This is a genomic window from Aquimarina agarivorans, from assembly GCF_000218485.1.
In the GTDB taxonomy this organism is placed as follows: domain Bacteria; phylum Bacteroidota; class Bacteroidia; order Flavobacteriales; family Flavobacteriaceae; genus Aquimarina; species Aquimarina agarivorans.
On the sequence record NZ_AFPB01000167.1, the window covers coordinates 105,785 to 125,970 of the forward strand.

Annotated in this window: 17 protein-coding genes and 1 pseudogene; 8 read left to right on the top strand and 10 right to left on the bottom strand. The window is 33.9% G+C overall.

What is annotated here, in order from left to right; genetic code table 11:
* Window positions 1-210 precede the first annotated feature (210 nt).
* On the top strand, window positions 211-1,638 hold the full coding sequence (locus tag GMC_RS0113725; RefSeq protein ID WP_138940641.1) for a hypothetical protein: 1,428 nt from the start codon (window positions 211-213) through the stop codon (window positions 1,636-1,638).
* Between the two features lie 411 nt (window positions 1,639-2,049).
* On the opposite strand, the gene lepA is transcribed toward GMC_RS0113725, so the two are convergent.
* On the bottom strand, window positions 2,050-3,846 hold the full coding sequence (lepA, locus tag GMC_RS0113730) for a translation elongation factor 4 (protein WP_010522691.1): 1,797 nt from the start codon (window positions 3,844-3,846) through the stop codon (window positions 2,050-2,052).
* 916 nt (window positions 3,847-4,762) lie between these two features.
* Between lepA and GMC_RS0113740 the strand changes: the two genes are divergently transcribed.
* The 4 genes from GMC_RS0113740 (at window position 4,763) to GMC_RS0113755 (ending at window position 6,635) form a co-directional block, all read left to right on the top strand.
* Window positions 4,763-5,287: a hypothetical protein gene (locus tag GMC_RS0113740; protein ID WP_010522692.1), complete on the top strand. Its 525-nt coding sequence runs from the start codon at window positions 4,763-4,765 to the stop codon at window positions 5,285-5,287.
* Complete coding sequence (locus GMC_RS0113745; RefSeq protein WP_010522693.1) at window positions 5,278-5,766, top strand: hypothetical protein; 489 nt, start codon at window positions 5,278-5,280, stop codon at window positions 5,764-5,766. The genes GMC_RS0113740 and GMC_RS0113745 overlap by 10 nt, the downstream gene beginning before the upstream one ends.
* A 231-nt stretch (window positions 5,767-5,997) precedes the next feature.
* Window positions 5,998-6,237, top strand: a complete 240-nt coding sequence (locus GMC_RS0113750; RefSeq protein WP_010522694.1) for a hypothetical protein — start codon at window positions 5,998-6,000, stop codon at window positions 6,235-6,237.
* Window positions 6,237-6,635, top strand: a complete 399-nt coding sequence (locus GMC_RS0113755; RefSeq protein WP_010522695.1) for a type II toxin-antitoxin system VapC family toxin — start codon at window positions 6,237-6,239, stop codon at window positions 6,633-6,635. Before GMC_RS0113750 ends, GMC_RS0113755 begins: the two co-directional genes overlap by 1 nt.
* A gap of 1,019 nt (window positions 6,636-7,654) precedes the next feature.
* Here the strand turns inward: GMC_RS0113755 and GMC_RS0113760 are convergent.
* The gene (locus GMC_RS0113760) at window positions 7,655-9,286 is read right to left on the bottom strand and encodes a 4Fe-4S binding protein (RefSeq protein WP_010522696.1); all 1,632 of its coding nucleotides are present in this window, start codon (window positions 9,284-9,286) and stop codon (window positions 7,655-7,657) included.
* A 19-nt stretch (window positions 9,287-9,305) separates the two neighbouring features.
* Window positions 9,306-10,643 carry an NAD(P)/FAD-dependent oxidoreductase gene (locus tag GMC_RS0113765; RefSeq protein ID WP_010522697.1) on the bottom strand — a complete coding sequence of 446 codons (1,338 nt, stop codon included), beginning with the start codon at window positions 10,641-10,643 and terminating at the stop codon, window positions 9,306-9,308.
* 204 nt (window positions 10,644-10,847) lie between these two features.
* Here GMC_RS0113765 and GMC_RS19995 point away from each other — a divergent pair, with 204 nt between their 5' ends.
* Both GMC_RS19995 and GMC_RS0113775 read left to right on the top strand, forming a co-directional pair.
* Window positions 10,848-12,242, top strand: coding sequence for a BamA/TamA family outer membrane protein (locus GMC_RS19995; RefSeq protein WP_193361491.1), 1,395 nt, complete (start codon window positions 10,848-10,850; stop codon window positions 12,240-12,242).
* 203 nt (window positions 12,243-12,445) lie between these two features.
* Window positions 12,446-13,273: an RICIN domain-containing protein gene (locus GMC_RS0113775; RefSeq protein WP_010522699.1), complete on the top strand. Its 828-nt coding sequence runs from the start codon at window positions 12,446-12,448 to the stop codon at window positions 13,271-13,273.
* A 213-nt stretch (window positions 13,274-13,486) separates the two neighbouring features.
* Here the strand turns inward: GMC_RS0113775 and GMC_RS0113780 are convergent, their stop codons facing one another.
* The 7 genes and pseudogenes from GMC_RS0113780 to GMC_RS0113810 form a co-directional block, all read right to left on the bottom strand.
* Window positions 13,487-14,185, bottom strand: a complete 699-nt coding sequence (locus GMC_RS0113780; RefSeq protein ID WP_010522700.1) for a TIGR04283 family arsenosugar biosynthesis glycosyltransferase — start codon at window positions 14,183-14,185, stop codon at window positions 13,487-13,489.
* Window positions 14,186-14,226: 41 nt separating this feature from the next.
* Window positions 14,227-15,048 (bottom strand): DUF547 domain-containing protein, encoded by an 822-nt coding sequence (locus tag GMC_RS0113785; RefSeq protein ID WP_040472560.1) that lies wholly within the window; start codon window positions 15,046-15,048, stop codon window positions 14,227-14,229.
* 177 nt (window positions 15,049-15,225) lie between these two features.
* Window positions 15,226-16,195, bottom strand: a pseudogene (gene arsM / locus GMC_RS20000) (arsenosugar biosynthesis arsenite methyltransferase ArsM).
* Window positions 16,196-16,321: 126 nt separating this feature from the next.
* Window positions 16,322-17,134, bottom strand: coding sequence for a purine-nucleoside phosphorylase (locus GMC_RS0113795; protein WP_010522702.1), 813 nt, complete (start codon window positions 17,132-17,134; stop codon window positions 16,322-16,324).
* Window positions 17,127-17,756 carry a TIGR04282 family arsenosugar biosynthesis glycosyltransferase gene (locus GMC_RS0113800; protein WP_010522703.1) on the bottom strand — a complete coding sequence of 210 codons (630 nt, stop codon included), beginning with the start codon at window positions 17,754-17,756 and terminating at the stop codon, window positions 17,127-17,129. The genes GMC_RS0113795 and GMC_RS0113800 overlap by 8 nt, the downstream gene beginning before the upstream one ends.
* 13 nt (window positions 17,757-17,769) lie before the next feature.
* A complete protein-coding gene (arsS, locus tag GMC_RS0113805; protein WP_010522704.1) occupies window positions 17,770-18,825 on the bottom strand; it encodes an arsenosugar biosynthesis radical SAM (seleno)protein ArsS in 1,056 nt (351 codons plus the stop codon).
* A 49-nt stretch (window positions 18,826-18,874) separates the two neighbouring features.
* Window positions 18,875-19,210, bottom strand: coding sequence for an arsenosugar biosynthesis-associated peroxidase-like protein (locus GMC_RS0113810; protein ID WP_029489803.1), 336 nt, complete (start codon window positions 19,208-19,210; stop codon window positions 18,875-18,877).
* Between the two features lie 439 nt (window positions 19,211-19,649).
* On the opposite strand from GMC_RS0113810, the gene GMC_RS0113815 reads away from it, so the two are divergent.
* Window positions 19,650-20,066, top strand: coding sequence for a hypothetical protein (locus tag GMC_RS0113815; protein WP_010522706.1), 417 nt, complete (start codon window positions 19,650-19,652; stop codon window positions 20,064-20,066).
* Window positions 20,067-20,186: the final 120 nt, after the last annotated feature.

Sequence of the window (20,186 nt, forward strand, 5' to 3'; positions counted from 1 at the left end):
TAGAAAAACCCTACCTTTTAGGACAAAAAAATAACATTGGTATGATTTTTCTAAATTTGTGGTGTGTTTTTTTTATTTTAAAAAATAAGTTTTTTTTAAAATAAGTGTTTTCAGGGTAGGGTTAAGTGGCATTAAACTGTTACAGTACTATTAGGCTAAAGTCCAATTATGAGATTGAAATATATTTTATTAAAAATTATTTTGTGTTTTTTGCTTTTTATTTCCTGTGAAGAGCAAGAGGAAGACGTTACTGGAATAACTAGATCGGAAATTACTGAAAGTGATTTTTTGCAGTTTGATCAAAAAAACGCACTCATTGAAATACTTACTAATAGCACTGAGGAAACTGCTTGGAAAATAACCAATGCCTTGTCAGGTTCAATTAACTTAACTGAAAATTTTGTTGACACTAGACTTAGATTTACGCTTTTGGATAACGAATTGCTTCAAATTCGTGTTCAGGAAACTGCCCAAGGGTTGTTCAATACTGGTGGATCATCTGATATTGTTAAAGATAATATTAATGACGACCTTCGATTCCCGTTTGTAGTTAATCAAACAAATGCTCAAACAGAAAAATTTAGCTCCATAAATACCGCTACGGTAAGCTTAGGATACAGAGTATTAAAAACGATTACAGCAAATAAGATAACCTTACTAAGTGCCAATGGAAATGGCGAAAAATTGATGGTTGTATTCGAAAAAATACAAGTAATTACTACGCCTCCACTTCCACCTGAGAGTGATTTTTTACAAATAAGCGAGCAACAAAACTTTATGGATGCCCTTGCTACTAATTCATTACAAGATCCCTGGAAAATTACAAGTGCTAATTTTGGAACAAACGACTTATCCCAAGATTTTGAACAAGATATTTTTGTTTTTGAAACACTAAATGAAGGCGCGCAGCGTACAGAAATTTACGATTCTTCATCATTTGTAAATAACCCATTTACTCCAGCAACTACAGGAACTAATGAATTTTTTAAAGATGAAAACAATAATGACCTAAGGTTTCAAATGTTTATAGTTAATACGCAACAACAAAATAAATTTCAAAGTATTAATAACTTTGGTAATACAGGCTATAAAATACTTAAAGACGCATCAAGTACAAAATTTACGATAATTGGTTTTAATGAAAATGGAGATCAGGAGGCCACCATTATTTTCCAAAAACAAGCTACACTGGCTAATGATTTTGTTTTTATAAATCAACTAAATCTTATTTCGGATATTTTAATGAGTAACCCCAACACACCTTGGAAAATTATTGCATTTACATCAGGAAATGAAGATAGGAGTGCTGATTTTAACTTTTCGGAAATTAACTTTACCTCAGGACAATCCGAAGAATTTTTAACCATGCAAATTTTTGAGCCTGAAGATGAACAAAACCAAACGCAATCGCTTTCAACAAACGGTGAACTTCGTTTTTCAAAAGACACTGATGGTTTAAATTTAAGAATTTCAATAAATGTATTTGGCTCTGCTTCAAATGGCTTACAAAAATACATGCAAATTGAAAACAACAATCAGTTAGGTTACCTTGCAGAAAGCTCTTTTACAGAAAATAACCTCACCTTAGTACTAACTGATCCCAATGGAACAGATGTTAAATTAGTATTGGGACGTTAGTGGTTAAATAAATAGTGACATTATGATAATTACAAAGACAAACTCATTACATAGTTGTAGCTAGAATAATGTTGCTATCAACATTAAATTTCTCATTTAAAATTAGAATCAGTATAGCAAAAGAAACAATTTCTTTTTAAATAACAACCGCATTAAAAAAAGCCTCAAAAGAAGTACCTCGGACTTCTTTTGTAGGCTTTTTTGTCTTGTTTTCTCGCTAAAAGCTTAAAAACAACTAATACAAATAAATAAAAGAATTACCTATATCTTGTTTCTATTTCTATTACTTGTGCGTATAAAAATGAACCCATAATTAAAGGTTATTCTTTAATTTTTGTCTTATACCAGCGAGCGATATATAAACTAACCTATTAATCCAAAAGTGCTTATCCGCAAATTGTATAAATTTAATTAATCATTTAATTTAAGTACGGCCATAAATGCCTCTTGTGGTATTTCCACGTTACCAACCTGACGCATACGCTTTTTCCCTTTTTTCTGCTTTTCAAGCAACTTACGCTTACGCGAAATATCACCACCGTAACACTTAGCAGTCACATCCTTACGTAAGGCCTTCACCGTTTCTCTGGAAATAATTTTGGCACCAATTGCCGCCTGAATTGGAATATCAAACTGCTGACGCGGAATCAATTCCTTCAGCTTTTCGCACATTTTTTTACCAATGTCGTACGCATTATCCTTGTGCAGCAATGCCGAAAGGGCATCCACCGTATTTCCGTTAAGCAGCACGTCTACTTTAACCAATTTAGATTCGCGCATGCCAATTGGAGTATAGTCAAAAGAAGCGTACCCCTTGGAAACCGTTTTTAAACGATCGTAAAAGTCAAAAACAATTTCGGCCAAAGGCATATCAAACGTAAGCTCCACACGCTCGGTAGTCAAATACGTTTGATTAGTAATTTCCCCTCGTTTTTCAATACATAAGGACATCACGTTACCCACAAAGTCGGATTTGGTAATAATAGTCGCTTTAATAAAAGGTTCCTCCACACGATTCATGGTAGAAGGATCCGGCAAATCCGAAGGATTATTAACCAAAATTACCGTATCAGGCTCTTTATTTGTATATGCATTATAGGAAACGTTAGGCACGGTAGTAATCACTGTCATATCAAATTCGCGCTCCAAACGTTCCTGAATAATTTCAAGATGCAGCATTCCTAAAAATCCACAACGAAAACCAAAACCAAGTGCCGCCGAACTTTCAGGCGCAAACACCAGTGAGGCATCATTAAGTTGTAATTTTTCCATGGACGATCGTAAATCTTCATAATCCTCCGTATCCACGGGGTAAATTCCCGCAAAAACCATAGGTTTTACATCCTCAAAACCACCAATAATTTCCTGCGTTGGCTCTTTGGCATCCGTAATTGTATCCCCAACCTTAACCTCGCGCGCATCTTTAATCCCCGTAATTAGGTAACCCACATCGCCCGTTTTTATTTCTTTTTTAACAACCTGTTGCAGTTTAAGCGTACCAATTTCATCCGCATGGTGCAATCCTTCGGTAGCCACAAATTTAATGTGTTGCCCTTTTTTAATTACCCCATCCATTACCCTAAAATAGGTTTCTACACCACGAAAAGGGTTATACACCGAATCAAAAATCAAGGCCCTAAGCGGTGCATCCGGATTACCCGTAGGTGCAGGAACACGCTCAATAATTGCAGTTAAAATTTCGGTAATACCAATACCCGTTTTAGCACTTGCCGGAATCACCTCCTCAGCATCACAACCCAATAAATCCACAATATCATCCGTAACTTCTTCCGGGTTGGCGCTAGGCAAGTCAATTTTGTTGAGTACCGGAATAATTTCCAGGTCATTTTCCAACGCCAAGTACAGGTTGGAAATAGTTTGTGCCTGGATGCTCTGCGCGGCATCCACAATAAGCAACGCCCCCTCGCATGCAGCAATAGATCGAGAAACCTCGTATGAAAAATCCACGTGACCAGGCGTATCAATCAGGTTTAAAATATACTCCTGCCCCTGATACGTATATTCCATTTGAATGGCATGACTTTTAATAGTAATCCCACGCTCGCGCTCCAAATCCATACTGTCCAGCAACTGCGCCTGAGCCTCGCGTTTGGTTACCGTAGCCGTTTCATCCAATAACCGATCGGCCAACGTACTTTTCCCATGATCAATATGTGCAATAATGCAAAAATTCCGAATATGCTTCATAAAAATTTCTCTTCACTTTTTGGCGGGCTGAACCGGGCTATCCGTTCCAATTCCTCGCGCTTCGTTCTACTCAGGCTGTGGGATTTCCACTGCTATCCCTGCCCGAAACACTAAGGTTTTAACACCAAAGCCGTTCCAATTTGCAAAGATACATTTTTGCCAGTTAGCAATACAGACAATTTTTGCGAATCTGACCGCGTGTTGCTACAACAAACCTACTTTTTGTAAATGAAATCAATTACAATAATTAGCCTATTGTTTTAGTGGAGTAGTAAATCCCTGTTTCCCAAATTAAATACTGTATTTTGCTCATAAATAGAAACAAGTGCACAATAAATTGCTGCTTTCTATTGCTCAAAAAATTTAAAATCAGTTGTATTATTCACTAAAGTTGGCAGACACATGCAAAATCCAAACTAAAAAATATACTAGTGATAGTTTGAACTTACTTCCGAAAAAACAGTGAATTTGAAAATTTTAGCAAACAATAATTTAAATAAAACATCAACCACAATTATTTATAGTAACACAAAATTCCAAAATGTGCAGTACGAGCCAGCAAATTTAATTTGCAAATAGTATCCCAACCAAATAATTGTATTTAATAAATTTCAACGCATCATCATTTGTCAAAAAAAAAGCAATTACTAACCGTAAAATTATACGAATAATTTACGTTTAAATTCGGTTACCATTGCTTTAAAATTCACTCACTAAATTAGAATTACTGTCATATGTTGCTAAAAATAAATAATTTACAAAAAAAAGAAGCTTAAATTGTTGGGTGGTAAATGTAATTCTGATAGTTTTGGGAGTGTAACAGAAATAAACCTTAATTGTGGGATTTGTGTGATTTTGGCGGTAATTGTAAGCACTACCTTAAAATAAAAAGACCTGACTACATCAAATAGAAATTATGAAATTAGACGAACTTTTAAAAGTCATTTTAACATCAGAACCTGAACAATGGAATAGAATTTCTTGTTGGGGATATGGTTCAGGACCATCGTATAAAGATAAATTTGATTTTTATGAAGCTTATAATGGTAAAGAGAATGTTCTTAAAGTTGAATCACATAGTGATATTTGTGTATTTAGAGAAGATATTGATATTACAATGGCTTACGGCATAACTTCAAATGAAGACTTTAAAGCTGAATGGGCTAACCAATTTCCTGACCCAAGTGCATATTCAAATATACTTGATGTTTTTTACAGAGGGTCATTAGTTTTCAGAGAAAGTTATCTTGTTGTTGACGGAGGACGTTGTGAATTACCAATTCCTAATTACGGGCAAAATGGAGAATTAACAATAGCTAAGGATTATTATGATTTCATAAAGTTATTTGAAAAGATTGCAAATGGTTCAATAAATGACAAAAATTTTAATTCTTATTTCAATCAAACAGGAATTAAAATCGTTGAAGAAAAATGGATTTAATTAGCTTGATAGTTAGTGTTTTAGGAACTTTTGTAACTATTGGTTCTGCTATATATGCTTATCGCCAAGCAGAGAAAGCGAAAAACTCGGCTTCAGAAGCTGAAACAATGAAAAAATCCATAGAACGTGAATACAAGAAAATTGAATTAGGAAAACTTCTTAACTCTACAAAATCAACTATTGAACTAACTAGGAATTTAACCACTCCAGCAAATCCAGCAAAAAAAGTGAGAGGACTGAATTATGAAAACATAATTTCTGTTCTAAGAAAATATATTGACAATCTAAAAGAGAATTGTCATTATTTGCCCGATGACAAAGAATCTTCTACAATTTCTGAATACTCAAATATAGAATCTTTAATTACTGAATTAGTTGTAGAAAATGACCAACAAAGTAAATATGAAATAGGTAATAAAATTCATAATTGCGTTGGAGAAATATTAAGAATTGTAAAACCTGAAACTGATATAAAATAACCACCACCGGTTGAGTAGACGAATCTCCTCATAAATTAGGAGTGTGCGCCTCTCTCACCACTTAGCGTACGGGTCGTTTTCAATACACAAATGCCCTGGCAACTAATGTAGTTGTAATAAACTTACTCCATTTTTTAATACATGTGTGGCATAGCTTTGATGCAATGTTTTTTAGACAAAAACTGCAGTTGGCACAAATAAGCTAAAATCATTTTGCTTAAATTTGTAATTATGGCATTAAGTATAACAAATAATATAGCAGACAAATATTTTAGTTTTTTATCTAAATTAGACACATCTTCAAAGAAGATGATAATATTACGATTAGTAGAATCGATAGAGGTAAAAAAGAAAAAAGATAATAACTTGAGAAAAATGTTTGGTGCTTGGGAGGATGAACGAAGTTCTGATGAAATCATATCTGACATTAAAAATTCAAGAGTTGACAAACAAAACTCAATAGATTTTTAATGAAATACTTACTAGATACCAATATTTGTATTCACTTTTTCAGAGGTAAATATAATTTATTAGAAAAACTAGAAGAGATTGGAATAGAGAACTGTTTAATTTCTGAAATAACATTAGCTGAACTGATATTTGGAGCTGAGAATAGTATTAATCCTTACAAAAATCATAAGCTTATAAATGACTTGACAGATATGTTAAGTGTACTTCCTATTTATAACGCTATACCAGTATACGCAAAGGAAAAAGTTAGACTTAGAAAAAAAGGAAATATGATAAGTGACTTTGATCTTTTAATTGGATCAACCGCTATATGTAATGATTTAATTATGGTTACAGAAAATATTAAGGAATTTGATAGGATTAAAAACATTAAGCTAGAAAACTGGGCTGTGAAATAATTACTTGTACCTACACATAAAGCATTCGTCTTACCGATAAGCTATAGATGAATGCGTTGTTGACCAATGCTAAAAAGATCATAAAATGATAGACGCAAATACTTATTCATTTTTTCGATAGCTGTATTATGTTTCATTTCCATAGCTGGGGTTATGAAAATAAAATACGGCTTTGATCTCAAAAAAGCAACGGCGTATCTTCAGTCTCATTTTATAATCCATTTGACATACCTAGTGGTGAATCTATGGGCAAAGTGATGAGTGGTTTTCTATGATTTTAGAAGCAATAATCTAATTCAAGAGAAACTTTACTGCTTTAACCGCTTTCAGGCTAGTGAAAAAATGAATCTATTAACCCGGATTTTGAGCTGTTTAATTGATTTCCAAAAAGCCCAAATAGTCTTTTTAATGTTTTATCTGTGTAATTTCTTTGGTCCTGTAGCCATTTGAGCAAAGATAATTATTTCAATGAGTTTTTTATTTAGAGATCTTTAAACTTGTCAGAAAGTTACACTTATATAACTAATTTATTTTGGTCTTGCTATTGAGATTGGCTACAACAATTATATATGTACCAGCATACATACATTTTTATATTTCCAAAACTATCTGAATTTCAATCAATGACAAACATTTCAGTATTTTTTTATTGTAAAAACCTAATTGTTAATTAAATACATAAATAATCTTAGATTTTAATATGAGCTTATAGCAACTTTATCAAAATCTAAACACACATTGTTTGTGTAATTATATGAATATTGAATAATGGAAATTTGACGCGGTATACACTTGTTAAGTGATTATTCTCAATTTTAAGGTGGTTGTTTTAAATAAAATTTAAAGTCGATAAGATTAACACAAATTACTAATTGATCCACCATATTTTTGAGCAGCTTTTTTACCTTCTAGCGTAAGCGATAAAAGCGTGTTGTAACTATAGTAATTGATTGGTATAAAAAAACAGCACTATCTTTTTAAAGAGACAGTGCTGTTTATGTAATCAAAAGGTGGTAAGCTTAGGAAGATTGTCTATTTTGTTTTGCTAATTCAATTAAATCTACATCATTACCAAGTAATACTTCAGTTGGGTTGATGCGTCCTTTTTCAGGTCCGTTTTCCAACTTAAGTACTCCACGTGGACATACTGCGGAACATACTCCGCACCCTACACAACTTGCACGTACAATATTTTCTCCTTTTTGGGCATAAGCACGTACATCAATTCCTTGTTCGCAATAAGTAGAACAGTTACCACAGGAGATACACTGCCCTCCGTTTGTTGTAATACGGAAACGAGATTTAAAACGTTGTACTAAACCTAAGTAAGCGGCTAGTGGACATCCGAAACGACACCATACACGGTTTCCAAAAATTGGATAAAAACCAGTTCCTATTACTCCGGCAAACCAAGCACCAATTAAAAAGCTGTAGGTATCTTTGATCCATTGCGATTTTATTCCGATTAACGACTCTGCCCCTGAAAAATAGCAGTATAGGGTGACTAACGTCATTACTAATGAAAATACCAATACGGAGTGGATTACCCAGCGTTCCAGTTTCCAGGAATTTAGGCTTTTGTTGGAGTGTTGGCGGTATGGATCTCCTAAGGTTTCGGCTAATCCCCCACAACCACAGACCCATGAACAATACCAGCGTTTTCCAAAAAAGTACACCATCAATGGTACTATTACTAAAGTAAGTACAATTCCCCATACTAAAATGAATAGTCCAATGCCTCCACTTTCGGTCAAACTTTTTAAGTTCCACTCAAAAAAGAAATCATAATCCAGAGGAAATGCATTTTTAAAATCATAGCCAGGCATGTTTAGGCTGGTCATGATTTCAGGAATTAAAAAGGCAAATACAATTTGAAAAAACAATACCGAAGTGGTACGCATAATTTGGTACTTATTATGGCGGTATTTAATATACATACGCACTGCCATTACAATCATGATGGTACAGTATAAAAATCCGTACACAAACCATTGACTTGCTGGTCCACCGTTTAATGCTTTACTAATTGGATCCAGTATAAAGGTCCAGTTTACGGCGTAATAGGGAGCAAAATAAAGTACTAAGTAAAAGCATACCAGATATACCAATACTAACCAAGCAATCCAACCTCTATTAGTAGCTGCCTCATGGTAAATATGATCGTGTTTTATACCAGGTTTTCCTAATAAAATTAAATTAGGTGTAATAAATAGGAGTGCACCCAAAATACCCAAACCAAAAGTAAGCCACCAAAATAATCCTTTATTGTTTACAATTAGTCCACTGCCAGATTTTTTTGCTAGATTGTAAGTCATTCCACTCACATTACTTACTTTGTATTGAAATTGTTCGCCTTTTTTATCCCAGTTTTTTTCGGCATCATACTTTTCAATTAAAGCATCGTAATGATCATTTGATTTTTTTATGGCGCCTTTAATGGCGGCAGAAAAACTGATGCCGTTACTATACGTGGTGCCGGCAATTGTATTGTTTAGTTCATCTTTTAAAATGTCACTTTTAATGCTGTTTGATTCAATGAATTCAGCTACGGTGTCCTTTGAGGCTTTAAATTCTCCAATAAAGAGAACAGCGGTAAAAATGCTTAGTGCAGCAATAAAAATTGCTAGACCTGTGTATTTGATTGCTTTCATGTCTTTGTATTCTTATTGTTTATGCAAAAATGCGTTTCCAGCTTTTTGATTTTACTTTAATGTTTGTGTTATTTTCGTTGTTGTATTTTGCTACAATTTCTTTTTCGTATTGGCTGTAAAATTCAGGATCAAAATTGGCATCCTTTAAATGTTCCAATACATAATCCACGCTGCGTTCTTCGGTCAGCCAACGGTCAAAAACTTCATGACGCATGCGTATGCCAAAATTGTTAATCCCAATAAATTTTTTAGAGTTTTTATCGTAATTGATATGGATGCATTTGTTACCATCGCTATGTTCCCAGTAAAAACGACCTTCATTTTCTTTAGGTTTCGCCCAAACCCAACCGTAGGTTTGGTATTCGATATCTAAAAATTTGGCACTATTAAACCAATGTCCTGGCTTGTATTCAGTGGGTGTTCCACAAATAGTTCTGGCCAAGGCTTCGCCCATCATACGGCCAGTATACCAAACGGCTTCAATTGGTCTGCGCTCTCCAATGCCTTCATGCTGTTCTGCGCAGTCACCTATAGCATAAACGTTGTTTATATTTGTTTCAAGCAAACGATTTACTTTAACCCCACGACCAGTTTCAATTTTTGATTCCTTAATAAAATCAATATTTGGTGAAACTCCTGCGGTAAGGCCTACTACGTTACATTCAATTTCCTCGTCAGTTTCAGCAATAACAATACTTTTTACATTGCCATTTCCGTCGTCATTAATTTGTTTTAGGTTTACTCCTAAACGCAGATCAATATGATGGTCAACAATGTGCTTGTTTAGCATATTAGATTCTTGTTGCGGGAGCACGCCGTTCCAAAAGCTATCTTCTCTAACTAAAAAGGTTATAGGAATATCACGCGTTCTCAACATTTCCGCCATTTCAATTCCAATTAAGCCACCACCAACAATTACTGCGCGTTTACAAACGGTATTGTCAGGTGCATTTGCTTCAAGTTTGTCCAAGTCCTGCTTGGAGTACAAGCCTTGTACTTGCTTTAAATCCTGCCCAGGCCAACCAAATTTATTGGGTTTTGACCCTGTAGCAATAATTAACTTGTCATAAGTTAAGTTACTACCATCGGCAAAAAGTAAGGTGTTGGCATCGGTGTCCACACTTTTAACGTAGCCTTTTTTTAAGTCGATACTATTTTTTTTCCAAAACCAGTTTTCGTAAGGTTGGGTATGTTCAAATTTCATATGCCCCATATAAACATACATTAGTGCGGTGCGTGAAAAAAAGTAATCTGTTTCGGCAGATACTACTGTTATTTTTTTATCGGAAAGTTTTCTGATATGTCGAGCAGCCGTAATTCCTGAAATTCCGTTACCTATAATGACTACGTGTTCCATAGTTGAGATTCTTAAATTGTTACAGTGTTTAAGTTAGGGCTTATGTCGATAAGAATATAAATTACTTAAAAACAAAAGTTAATTTAGAAAAATTATAAAGTAATTACTACGAGTAATTTTAACAGAATACTTGCGACTAGCCTTGTTGATTATGTAGGAGCATTCTTAAAATTTATGGAATGTTGAAATGAAAATAATATGATTATGAAGATAATGTTTTTTTTACTGGCACTAATGTTTGGAGTGTCAACGGTATTTTCTCAGGAGTCTAAAATAAGTGAATTAACCATTACTAGGAATAAAAAAACCAAGGCAAGTTTTTTGTACAGAATAGCCAAAGTAAAGCAGGGTAGCGTGTTAGATAGTTTAAAAATACAAACAGATATTGAGCGTATAAAACGTTTGGACGGTATTGCGCATGCTACTTATACGGTTGAAAAAGTAGGCGAAGACTATAAAGTAAACTACGATTTAAAAGAAAACTTTAGTATTATTCCGGGGTTGCGTATTGGCGAAGCCAATAATGGCGATTTTTCATTTAGGGCTTCGTTATTTGAGTTCAATGGCTTGGGAAGAAATATCATATTTGGAGGATTTTATAAAAGAGAAGTTTTTGATTCATTCGGGATATTTTTGGAACACCCGTATTTGTTTACCAACAAACTAGGTTTGGGTATTAATTACCAGGATGATAGTACGCAACAGCCCATTTATTTTCCTGAGCAACAAGTCAATTATATTTATACCCGTAAAGGGCCTGAGCTCACACTTTTTTACGAATTAAATTTTAACAATCGTTTTGAGTTAGGAACTAAAATTTTTAATGAAAGTTATCAGGTTATTGAAGGTGATCCAGAAAATGAAGGACTAACCAATTTAATTGAACCAGTATTGGATCAGGCATTTGTAAGAGGCTCTTATGAATATGTGGATATTGATATTAATTACCAAAACCTTTCGGGGTTTCGAAACTTTACTGATGTTAGTTATTTTATTGGTAGCGAAGGGTTTTTGCAAACAGAATATATCATTAATAACACCTCACAATACTATAAGCGTATTGGGACGCAGGGCAATTTAGCATCGCAATTACAATTGCAAATTAGTAACCCAGTGGAAAATTCCTTTTTTGCACCATTAACGGTAGACAACCAATTAAATACCCGTGGTGGTGGTAATACCATTGACCGTGGAACGAAGTTGATCGCTTTAAATACTGAATATAGGCATACGGTACTGGAAAAAGGTTGGTTTGTCATTCAAAGTAACGCTTTTGTTGATATAAGTGGTATACAGCAACCAGACAAAGAATTTTCCGATATTTTTAGTGAAGAAGCACTACGTATTTACCCTGGTTTAGGTGTCCGATTTATACACAAACGTATATTTAATGCAGTAATTCGTTTTGATCCCTTTTATCCCAAGAACTTATTGTTTTTGTTGCCACAGAAGGCAATTCCGTTTCTGATGTTAAATTCTTCATTTAATAAGGTCTTTACTTTGCTCTTTGAAATAAACAACACCTTAGCATGGAGTAGTATTATGTTTACCTTCCTACCGAAACAAAAAACTAAGTTTTATTTGAACCGTTTTAAATAAGAATTAGTGCTATTTAAAAGGCTAAAAAACATTACATAGCACGTTGGTTAAAAAAACAAAGATTATTCTTACTTATGTTGTGTAGCTAACATTTTGATAATTTTTTTCATGGTATTTTATATTAAATCTAATTCAACACAAAAATTAGATCACTTTAACTTAATATTAATTTCAATTTTTTAGCTATGACTAAGCAAATTACAATGCAAAAATTAAACTCTAGTTTTGCAAAATCTTTATTGATTTTATCACTTTTATTTGGGTTTACTACCTACGCACAATCAAGAGTGTCAATCATTAATACAGGTAACGGAGAGTTGGTTTCTCCAAGGTTTAATGAGGAGTTTGTTTCTTTTGGACAAGCAGGCACATCATTTAGGCAAACCCCATTTACTGCATTTGGCGATGGTTTAGTGGCACAAACAGCACGCCAAGTAATATCATCTAGCCGTACGGAAGATTTTCAAACTTGGAGATTGGTAAATGCGAGAAACAACACCGTACAGATCATTAATTTTGTGTCTGGAAATGCTATTGGTGCGGTAGGAAATACTGCGATACGTCAACGTAGAAACAATGCTAACAATAGCGCTCAATTATGGAGAGTTTCAGGCTCAGGGAGCAACACTAGATTTCAAAATGTACGTACTGGGAGGTATTTATCTGTTAGCAGAAATGGCGCTTTAGTACAAAGAAACTTTTCAAGAAATAACAGATTTCAACAATGGTCGGTAAATGAATTTATAACAGAAGCTTCAATTGATTTTGTTGTAGCACCTAATCCAGCAACCAATGGTACCACTACTGCTTTTATTACTAGTAACACGAATATAAATAATTTAAGAATAAGAGCAATAACACAAAGTGGAGCAACAATTTTTTCACAAGTAGTAAATATTAGACAAGGAGCTAATCAAATTCCTATTGATGTAAGTAGAAGCCCTAGAACATTTACAAACACAGTATTCATAATTCTTGAATTATCAAATGGTGAGCAATTAGCTTTTGAACCAATTGTTGTTTTAAATTAAAATACCTTTTGACTGATTGGTTTTTAATTAATTAGTGTGTGCCAACTTAATGATAGTTTAAATTCGTTTTGTTGGCACATTTTTTAATATATAATTTTTAGCGAAAAAAATCATTCATAGAAGTAGTTGCTTAATGCCAGTGCTGATTTTAAATGACCAATTTAATGTCGGAAACAGAATAACTTTAACAATAGTGATAAACAAGCAAAAGGATTACTTTATGTTTTTTTTATAATAAGTCACTAACGAATCAGTGGATGCGCCAAACCATTTTTTTAAATACAACATCCAGTAGTGGTATTGTAGTTGAGCAATGCCATTTTCAACGTATCTGCGAGATGATGAGGTAATAGAATGTTGAATAACCGTAAACTGGTTGTTTTGGTACAATTTTCTTATTAAATTAAAATCTTCAAAAATTGCATGCGTTTCAGGGTAACCATTTAATTTTTCAAATAATGCCTTTTGAATAAACAAGGACTGATCTCCACCACGAAAAAACTTTACATTAAATTGCGTAAACCAGCCTGCTAGTTGTAGCCACCAATGCGAATGATCAAATTTCATTTTAAAGCAGCCTGCCAAATTACTTTTTTCAATTGCTGTTTGTATGTAATAGTCAAAAAATTGCGGAGGGTAACTATCGGCATGCAAAAAATACAGTACTTCGCTTTTGGCATGTGTTGCACCAAAATTCATTTGCGCACCCCGTCCTTTGCGTGATTTTAGTGCAATTACATTATGGGCTGTAGTAAATTCAGCAACAACTTTTTGAGTGCCATCTGTGCTTCCGCCATCCACAACTAAAATTTCCGCATCTTTTGGGTTTTTTAGACTGCTAAGCAAATAAAAAAGCAACTCACTAATATGAGCCGCTTCGTTATATACGGGTATGATGATGGATAATTTCAAAGGGGCTATTTTAAAAGGCTAAAATAGTATTATTTTAACACTTATTTTGCAGCATTTAGTGACCAATCATAAGACTTATATCCTTTTTCTTTTTGGTTGTTGATATTTACTTTAGAATATTGATTAATAAAACTAATTACAGATCCTGATTTTTCTTTAAAGTCTTTTTTATACCAGTCAAACAGTTTGGATACATTGGCGGTGTAATCAGTAATCGTGTTATAAAAAGGATCATTGATAAATTCAGTAGTTTGTTGGTCTAATAAACGTTCTAAATTTTTTGATGTATAAGGGATCTGAATAATCCTTGGGCAGGATGCTGAAGCACAATTGATGGCAAAGTGAATTCTTGGATCGCCCATTTTTCTTAAAATTCCATGTTCAATTTCCCCTAAACTCATGGGTTCTCCATTAATAGTAAAGAATTTTTGTTTCCAAGGTCCTTGTATGTTTTTTATACTCGAAACGGGATAATTATTTACAATTAACTTTACCGTAAAGGCATTGTATACGTTTATCCAATAAGATAATTTATCGCTTTTTGTCCAAGTATGGTCAATTCTAGTGTTCGATAAAATTCTTAAAAATTCGTTGAATTTTTTTATATCATCTTGAAAGCCTTTGTAGTTTACTTTACCCGTAGTGGATACATTTTTTTTAAGCAAACTCCCCCAAATTTCATAATCTACTTTTAAGCTTTGAGCACCAAATTTTAAAGATGATTTTGAACCAGGAGTGTAGGCTCTTATGGAATAAATGGGATTATTTACATCAATGGAACTAAGTCTACTTTCCTGAGCATTTGACAAAAAAGCAACACCAAAGGTTGACATAAATAAGGCTAATGTAACTATGATTTTCATGATAATTCTTTCTTTTATATGTCGGAAGAGCCTTTCAATAATTACATCAGAACCAAATTTAAAATCAGAACTGCTATAAAGCATGATTAGTTTTTGATAATACTGGTTGTAACTACAAAAAGGCAAATAACTCCAAGTTATTTGCCTTTTTTATATTAATCTGCAATTCTATATTATTTAGCAGCAGCCTCCACCATCATAATGAAAGGTAGATTCGCTAAAGTAAATATCATTTCTTTTAAGTGCTTTAAGGGCTGCAGCCGTTTTGTCGCAGATGGCAAGGGGCTGATTTTTTAAAAGAATATGTCCTTTTTTGTCATCAAAATAATCTTCATCACCATAGTAAATTGCTGCTTTTCCAGTAAAAATACAAGGGCCATCTTTAGGCATGGGATCTTTAATAGCCGCTACCTCAATGGATTCAATGTAAATTAATTCATCGGTAGGGTAATTTTTAGGATCCAAAATTCGATAAGGTTTTCTGGCTCTAATTTCAATAGTTCCAAAACCAACATCAGTTAATGCTTTTACGTATTCGGCCAATGGGTAAACTTCCACTTAAACAAAGGGCACGTAAGCGCTCATCATTTCTGAGTGTGTCATTCATAGGTTGCTCGCATGTTGGATCACTCATTACTAGTCTGCCGTGTGGTTTTAGTACGCGATACATTTCTTCAATAGCGCGTTTAAGGTCGTCCGCTTTAAAAATATTGAACAAGCAGTTTTGTGCCGCCACATCAATTGTATTGTCTGCTACTGGTAAATTGAGTGCATCCCCTTTTTTAAGGTCTACAAATTCGCTTTTAAACCAATCGTTTGTAGCTTCAGCTTCAATAAAATTTTTGCGAGAGGCTTCAAGCATTTCATCAACTACGTCTACGCCAACAACACCGCCTTTTTGTCGATTAAAATAGGCAAATTGTAACAATTCCATACCGCCACCAACGCCAACATATAGCATTTTAGGATTGTTTGAAAGATCACGTGCGTGTACGGTGCTTCCGCAACCGTAATTCATTTCCTGCATTATTTTAGGAATCGATAATCCTGGCAGCTCCCAAATTGGGTTAGTAGTACAGCACAAACCTACATCGGGGGTAAGTGCAGCTTCCTTATATACATCGTGTGTAGTATCTAAATAACTCATAATTCTCTTTCTTTATTTTTTTTGAGTTAGGGATTGAGGCTTTGTTGGAGCTCTTTATTTTTAAAAAAAATAAAAGCGACTGCCGAAAGCCCGACCCCGATGGCTATCGGGGAAACTCCCTAATTATTATAATTGGGCAATTAAATTTTTAAATAGTGTAATCATATTTGGCTCAGCTTTGTGCGCCATTTCAATAATTTCATTAATATTTACGGGTGCCAAATTATCAGGGTCGCATTCGTCAGTTAATACAGATAATGCGATGACCTTTAAGCTCAAATGATTGGCTACAATAACTTCGGGCACTGTACTCATACCAACCGCATCGGCACCAATGATCTTTAAAAAGCGATACTCAGCTCTAGTTTCCAATTGCGGACCAAAAACTGACGCATACACACCTTCGTGGAGTTGAATGTGTTCTTTTTTAGCTATAGCTTTCAGCTTGGCATTTAAATCTTTGTCATAAGGAGCACACATATCGGTAAAACGACTACCCATTTGTTCAACACCTTTAAACGCCAAGGGGGAGTTGCCTTGTAAATTGATATGATCATCAATAAGCATTAATTCCCCTTTTTTAAAGTTGAGGTTAATGCCCCCAGCAGCATTGGATACTAAAAGCGATTTAATACCAAGTGCATGCATAATACGTACAGGGTACGTTACGTCTTGCAAACTATAACCCTCGTATAAATGAAAACGGCCTTGCATAACAACCACCTTTTTACCTTCAATACTCCCGTAAATTAATTTCCCTTTGTGAAATTCAACGGTGGCAGTAGGAAAATGAGGAATATGATTGTAACTAATTTCGATAGCATTTTCAATGTGAATGGTTAGTTGTCCTAATCCAGTTCCTAAAATAATTCCAATTTCAGGTTTGTTAAATCCTTTGCTAACTAAATATTCAGCAGTTTCATTAATGAATTTAATCATTTGTTACGTATTTAATGAATGGTTTAAAAACAGCAATATCCTTAATGTCAGATAAATAATCGACATCGTTTCTAGGGTTCAGTTGTTCAAAACTATAACTTTTTAAATCATTTAGCGTGTCGGCTAGCACAGTATTTGTTCCCCATTCTTTATTTTTAAACAGCGAAGGGATAGGTTTTGATAACCCTAACAAATAAAACCCGCCATCAGTAGCGGGACCAATTACTGCATCATGCCGTTGAAGTTTGTCAAAAGCAAGCGCAATATCCTTTTCCGAAATATCGTATAAATCGCTACCGATGATTATAATATGCTCATATTTATCTTCAAACCCTTTGTTAAATGCATATTGCATACGTAGGCCTAAGTCAGCGGTGTTAGGCTGTAATTTTTTGGAATAGAAATCAGTTTCCCAAATATCATTTTCTTCAATATTTTCGGAGTACCAAACTTGTTTATCAACCGTCAAATTTTGGGTAACTTTTTTAGTGTGGTTAACTAAAAAAATGTAAATATCTAACGCGTTTTGCGCGCCAATATCGGCAGCCAAGCGTGATTTTACCTTACCCAGTTCAGGATTTCGGGTAAAAATGAGTAATAAATTTTTATTTAAATGTTGCATACAGTCTAGTTTGTTAAGCTACAGTTCCTTGGCAGCTACTTCCTGCACCAGCAGTACAGCCATAACAATGTTGCGAAATTACTATATTTCTATTACTCAGTACCTCTTCATTATAGTCGCTAATATGCTTAATTTTTGAGGCAACTCCTAATCCTAGCATTTGATTAAAATCACAGTCGTACAAATAGCCATCCCAACTTACTGAAATGGTATTAGTACACATAACATTGCTTACCGCAGAAGGGTTGTAAGCCTCTACCAAACTATACATATAATCTTCATAATTTTCAGAAGCTATTAAATAGTCTAAAAATCGAGAAATTGGCAAATTAGTAATGGCAAATAAGTTGTGAAATTGAATAGAAAAATCCTCAAGTAAGGCTTTTTTAAAATCTTTTTCCATACTCATTTGATCGCCAGGTAAAAAAGCACCTGAAGGATTATATACTAAATCCAGTCGTAAGCCACTGCCAGGCATTCCGTAACCCCTTTCATTAAGTTCCTGCAATGCTTTTATGGATTTGTCAAAAACACCATTGCCACGTTGCTTATCGGTTTTACCACGTGTCCAGTGTGGCATTGATGACACTACATGTATGTTGTGTTTTTTAAAAAAATCGGGTAAATCGTAATACTTTTTGTTAGCTCTAATAATAGTAAGGTTGGAGCGTACAATAAAATCTTTTACTCCGGCTTTGGCTGCTTCTTCAACAAACCAGCGAAAATTAGGATTCATTTCAGGGGCACCTCCTGTGAGGTCTAAAGTATGTGCACCTGTATTTTTGACCACATCCAAACATTGTTGCATGGTTTCTTTAGTCATGATCTCCTTTCGGTCAGGACCAGCATCCACGTGGCAATGTTCGCAAACTTGGTTACACATATAACCCACGTTAATTTGCAAAATTTCCAGCTTTTTAGGCCTTAAAGGATATTGATTAATTTCAGAAATTTTGTCTTTAAATGTAGGTAAATCTCCACTTTTAAATATTCCATTACTTAAAATTTCAAGTTGGCGCTCAGCATTTGCAAGTTCATTTTTTCTTTTCTGTAAAGAAATTGTAGCCATAAGGGAAAATTAGAATTACTATTATATTACAATAAAATTAATGGAATAATTACATTGAAAGTTTATCATATTTATTCATCATCTGTACGCCGTGAACCAGCGTAGCTCCAGATTCAATAGCGGCACCAGCGTGTACGGCTTCCATCATTTCTTCTTTAGTTATTCCGCGTTGTAAGCCATCTTTAGTATAAGCGTCAATGCAGTAAGGGCATTTTACAACGTGTGAAACTGCAAGTGCTATTAAAGATTTTTCTCTGGCAGATAGTGCTCCGTCTTTAAACACACTTCCGTAATAATCAAAAAATTTATCTCCTAACTCTTGATTCCATTCGCTAATTTTGCCAAATTTTCTTAAATCGGAAGGGTCGTAATAGGTGCTCAAAATGTATTTGTTTTGGTTATTAATCGTAATTTATTTTAAATACTTACATCTAAAATAGTGTAAGTATTTAACATTGCTAAATTAAACATCTTTACAAGTATAAGTAAGCTATTTTAAAATTTCATAAAGCGTAGTTATAATTTTCAGAGAATCATCCTTAAAGGAGTAGTTTTTTATTCTTTTTAAAATTTAATAAGCATTATAATGTAAGGAAAGTGAAAGTAACCATGACAAATTAATAAATTAGCATCTTAAATTTATAAAAATGCATATTCTTACGGCTCATTGTTAATTATTACTATTAGAATTGACAAATAGTAAATAATTTTTCTGAAAAATTAGTATTTAATTAAAGCGCGTGTAAAACTTTAATAGTATTTTTATGAAAACGCACAAACTAAAGTAGGAACGTTATAAATTTTTGCCTAGCCTTTTAAAAGTTATGAATTACAGAAAATTATTAAAATCTTTTTTGCCTTTATTTGCTGTGTGTGCATTAGCATCGTGTGAAAAAAAAGATGCTAAGGAGGTGGATTCGGCCATGTTTAATGAAATGAATGTGGTTTCGGTTGCTATTAAAGAAGATGCTGACGCTGCTTTTTTTGCATTTACTCCTAATAATATCAATTATCTAGATTTGGATTACAATTGGTATGTGAATGGAGAATTGCAATCAAATGCGCCAAGTATAAAATCTTTGTTTCAGTACAAGTTTGTTGAAAATGGAAACTTTACAATTTGTTTTGAATCTACCATAGAAGATAATAAAACAGGAGCGCTAAATAAAATTTGTACGGATCTTACCATTTCTAATCTAAAAAACAATAAAGTCGAGCATATTGTGGCTACTGAAGAATAGGTAATCGTTTGCGAGTGCTAGTTTAATTGCCTAGAAATAAACTAATATTAGTTGATATACGAATACATAAAAAGGTCTTGGAAATTTTCCTAAGACCTTTTTATGTATATAACACTAACT

Coding starts and splice junctions, on each gene's coding strand:
- lepA (WP_010522691.1), bottom strand. CDS start 3,846: ATGAAGCATATTCGGAATTTTTGCATTATTGCACATATTGATCATGGG.
- GMC_RS0113740 (WP_010522692.1), top strand. CDS start 4,763: ATGAAATTAGACGAACTTTTAAAAGTCATTTTAACATCAGAACCTGAA.
- GMC_RS0113745 (WP_010522693.1), top strand. CDS start 5,278: ATGGATTTAATTAGCTTGATAGTTAGTGTTTTAGGAACTTTTGTAACT.
- GMC_RS0113750 (WP_010522694.1), top strand. CDS start 5,998: ATGGCATTAAGTATAACAAATAATATAGCAGACAAATATTTTAGTTTT.
- GMC_RS0113755 (WP_010522695.1), top strand. CDS start 6,237: ATGAAATACTTACTAGATACCAATATTTGTATTCACTTTTTCAGAGGT.
- GMC_RS0113760 (WP_010522696.1), bottom strand. CDS start 9,286: ATGAAAGCAATCAAATACACAGGTCTAGCAATTTTTATTGCTGCACTA.
- GMC_RS0113765 (WP_010522697.1), bottom strand. CDS start 10,643: ATGGAACACGTAGTCATTATAGGTAACGGAATTTCAGGAATTACGGCT.
- GMC_RS19995 (WP_193361491.1), top strand. CDS start 10,848: ATGAAGATAATGTTTTTTTTACTGGCACTAATGTTTGGAGTGTCAACG.
- GMC_RS0113775 (WP_010522699.1), top strand. CDS start 12,446: ATGCAAAAATTAAACTCTAGTTTTGCAAAATCTTTATTGATTTTATCA.
- GMC_RS0113785 (WP_040472560.1), bottom strand. CDS start 15,048: ATGAAAATCATAGTTACATTAGCCTTATTTATGTCAACCTTTGGTGTT.
- GMC_RS0113795 (WP_010522702.1), bottom strand. CDS start 17,134: ATGATTAAATTCATTAATGAAACTGCTGAATATTTAGTTAGCAAAGGA.
- GMC_RS0113800 (WP_010522703.1), bottom strand. CDS start 17,756: ATGCAACATTTAAATAAAAATTTATTACTCATTTTTACCCGAAATCCT.
- arsS (WP_010522704.1), bottom strand. CDS start 18,825: ATGGCTACAATTTCTTTACAGAAAAGAAAAAATGAACTTGCAAATGCT.
- GMC_RS0113815 (WP_010522706.1), top strand. CDS start 19,650: ATGAATTACAGAAAATTATTAAAATCTTTTTTGCCTTTATTTGCTGTG.